At 57.2% G+C, this 2,926-nt stretch carries 3 protein-coding genes, 3 tRNA genes and 1 pseudogene; all 7 read left to right on the top strand.

Going from position 1 to position 2,926, the window contains the following annotated elements; translation table 11 throughout:
* Positions 1-205: 205 nt before the first annotated feature.
* Positions 206-1,165: a bifunctional biotin--[acetyl-CoA-carboxylase] ligase/biotin operon repressor BirA gene (birA, locus tag PMI38_RS25975; RefSeq protein WP_043274125.1), complete on the top strand. Its 960-nt coding sequence runs from the start codon at positions 206-208 to the stop codon at positions 1,163-1,165.
* Complete coding sequence (locus PMI38_RS25970) at positions 1,155-1,904, top strand: pantothenate kinase (RefSeq protein ID WP_008101104.1); 750 nt, start codon at positions 1,155-1,157, stop codon at positions 1,902-1,904. Before birA ends, PMI38_RS25970 begins: the two co-directional genes overlap by 11 nt.
* Before the next feature lie 7 nt (positions 1,905-1,911).
* A complete protein-coding gene (locus tag PMI38_RS25965) occupies positions 1,912-2,337 on the top strand; it encodes a hypothetical protein (RefSeq protein WP_008101101.1) in 426 nt (141 codons plus the stop codon).
* A 152-nt stretch (positions 2,338-2,489) separates the two neighbouring features.
* A tRNA-Tyr gene (locus PMI38_RS25960) sits at positions 2,490-2,573 on the top strand.
* 24 nt (positions 2,574-2,597) lie between these two features.
* Positions 2,598-2,671: transfer RNA gene (locus PMI38_RS25955), tRNA-Gly, on the top strand.
* A gap of 29 nt (positions 2,672-2,700) precedes the next feature.
* Positions 2,701-2,776: transfer RNA gene (locus PMI38_RS25950), tRNA-Thr, on the top strand.
* A gap of 78 nt (positions 2,777-2,854) precedes the next feature.
* A pseudogene (locus PMI38_RS27365) lies at positions 2,855-2,926 on the top strand (GTP-binding protein); the annotation flags it as partial.

The following is a 2,926-nucleotide window of genomic DNA, read 5'->3' as shown; positions in this document are numbered from 1 at the left end:
CGATGGTAGTGTGGGGTTTCCCCATGTGAGAGTAGGTCATCGTCAAGATTCATTTCGCAAAACCCCTATCTGCGCAAGCAGGTAGGGGTTTTGTCTTTTCTGCGTATTAAATCAGGCCATCCGGAGCCTTTCCGGGATGCCCTTTTCCTATGCAAGCCCACTACCCATAGCTATCATGCCAGCCTTATTCCAAGTCGAGACTGGCATGCTGAAGTTGTTGAATCTCCTCAAGGATGGCCGGTTCCATTCCGGTGAAGCCTTGGGGGCAGCCCTCGGTGTAAGTCGCAGCGCTGTCTGGAAGCAGCTGCAGCACCTGGAGAGTGAGCTGAACCTCACCATTCACAAGGTTCGCGGGCGCGGTTACCAGCTCGCGGCTCCCCTGGCTTTGCTCGATGCGCAGGCTATCGCCGAGTTCGCCGAGGGCGAGCAGTGGCCCGTTTTTATCCACGAAAGCATTGATTCGACCAATGCGGAAGGCCTGAGGCTTGCTGGCCTTGGTCAGGTGGCGCCTTTCCTGGTGCTGGCCGAGCGCCAAAGCGCCGGGCGCGGGCGCCGCGGCCGGCAGTGGGTGAGCCCTTTCGGCGAAAACCTTTACTACAGCCTGGTATTGCGAATCGACGGTGGCATGCGTCAGCTAGAAGGCTTGAGCCTGGTGGTGGGCTTGGCGGTTATGCGCACACTGCAGTCTTTCGGCGTAAAGGATGTAGGACTGAAGTGGCCAAACGATGTGCTTGTACGCGGGCGCAAGGTAACTGGCATCCTCCTTGAGCTGGTCGGGGATCCGGCTGACGTCTGCCATGTCGTGCTAGGGGTGGGCATCAATGTGAATATGCAGGCCAACGAGCATGTCGACCAGGCGTGGACCTCGATGCGACGTGAAACCGGTGCGGCAATTGATCGCAATCGCCTTGTCGCGATGCTCAGCCAGCAACTGCAGCACGAACTGACACGCCATCGCCGTTATGGTTTTGCCGCTTTCCAGGAAGAATGGGAGCAGGCGCATCTCTGGCAGGGGTGTAACGTATCGCTTATCGCCGGCAGCACGCGCATCGATGGTGTGGTGCTGGGTGTAGACGGGCAGGGCGGCTTGCGTCTTGAAGTCGAAGGTGTTGAAAAGAGCTTCAGTGGCGGAGAGCTCAGTTTGAGGTTGCGTGATGATTCTTGAGCTCGATTGCGGTAACAGCTTCATCAAGTGGCGGGTGATTCACACTGCCGACGCCACCATCGTGGGCGGCGGCATTGTCGATTCGGACCAGGCGCTGCTCGCTCAGGTGAGTGCCTTGACGTCGGTGCGGTTGTCCGCTTGCCGCATCGTCAGCGTGCGCAGCGAAGAAGAGACGTCAGCGCTCTGTGCATTGATTGCCCAGGCCTTCGGTGTTGCCGCCCAGGTTGCGCAGCCAGCGCAGGCAATGGCTGGGGTGCGCAATGGCTACGAAGATTACCAGCGCCTGGGGATGGATCGTTGGTTGGCTGCCTTGGGGGCGTTCCACCTGTCCAAGGGTGCTTGCCTGGTGATCGACTTGGGTACGGCCGCCAAGGCCGACTTCATTGCTGCCGATGGCGAGCACCTGGGCGGTTACATTTGCCCCGGCATGCCGCTGATGCGTAGCCAGTTGCGCACACATACCCGGCGTATCCGCTATGACGATGCTTCGGCCGAGCGGGCATTGGCCAGTCTCGCTCCCGGGCGCTCCACCGTTGAAGCCGTGGAGCGAGGCTGTGTACTGATGTTGCAAGGTTTTGCTTGTGCTCAGCTTGAGCAGGCGCGTGCGCTGTGGGGAGAAGATTTCGCCGTGTTCCTTACCGGGGGCGATGCGCCCTTGGTGCGTGATGCCGTACCACAGGCACGCGTGGTTCCCGACCTGGTATTCGTTGGCCTGGCAATGGCCTGCCCACTGGACTGAGGTGCTTATGCGTTGGTTGTTTCTGCTGTTGCTGGTGCTCAATGTCTTCTATTACATCTGGTACCAACAGGAAGCCCCGCTGAAGGCCAAGGATGTCGCCCCGCTGTCACTCTATAAAGGAAGCCAGCAGGAAATCCGCCTGTTGCGCGAAACAGGTGGGGCCGAGCCGGCCCGTCGCCGTGATGAATGTCTGGTGGTGGGCGGCTTCGCAGGGCGTGAGCAGCTTGATGCCCTGCGTCAGCGTCTGTTGAGCCTGGATATCAGCGCTTCGCCGGTTGCAGGCCAGCTGCCTGGCGCCGACGGTGTATGGCTGAAAATCGCCCCGCAAAGCGAGCGTTTACTGGACCAAACCGTCCTCGGCTCTCTTTCCAATGATTTCAAAGACTTAAAACATAAAATTATTTTCTGCCAGGGTATTGCAACTGGCGAATAGCTTGATAGAATGGCGCCCGCTTCACAGGGAACACCACTTAGGTGGCAGAACTGGAAGCAGTGTCAAAGCAGCTAAGTTTCAGATTTGATTGAAAAAATTTGAAAAAAAGCTTGACACTAGGACGGCAGACAAATAGAATGCCGGCCACATCTGGAGGGATTCCCGAGCGGTCAAAGGGGACGGACTGTAAATCCGTTGCGAGAGCTTCGAAGGTTCGAATCCTTCTCCCTCCACCAGTTTTAGCGAGAGCCGCAAGCTCCGCGGGTATAGTTTAGTGGTAGAACCTCAGCCTTCCAAGCTGATGATGCGGGTTCGATTCCCGCTACCCGCTCCAAGTTTGCCGGATTTTGCACAATGTGTTTCGCTCTTGTAGCTCAGTTGGTAGAGCACACCCTTGGTAAGGGTGAGGTCAGCGGTTCAAGTCCGCTCAAGAGCTCCATATAAACAAGGCAGATATGAAAATATCTGCCTTTGTTTTATCAGCGCAAGACTATTTCTTCTGCGGAGGATTGTATCGATGGCTAAGGAAAAGTTTGATCGTTCCCTACCTCACGTTAACGTCGGCACTATCGGCCACGTTGACCACGGT

Origin of the sequence: Pseudomonas sp. GM84 (assembly GCF_000282535.1) — a bacterium.
Classification (GTDB): Bacteria; Pseudomonadota; Gammaproteobacteria; order Pseudomonadales; family Pseudomonadaceae; genus Aquipseudomonas.
The sequence above is the reverse complement of the archived record's forward strand: the minus strand, read 5'-3'. Positions and strand labels throughout refer to the sequence as shown.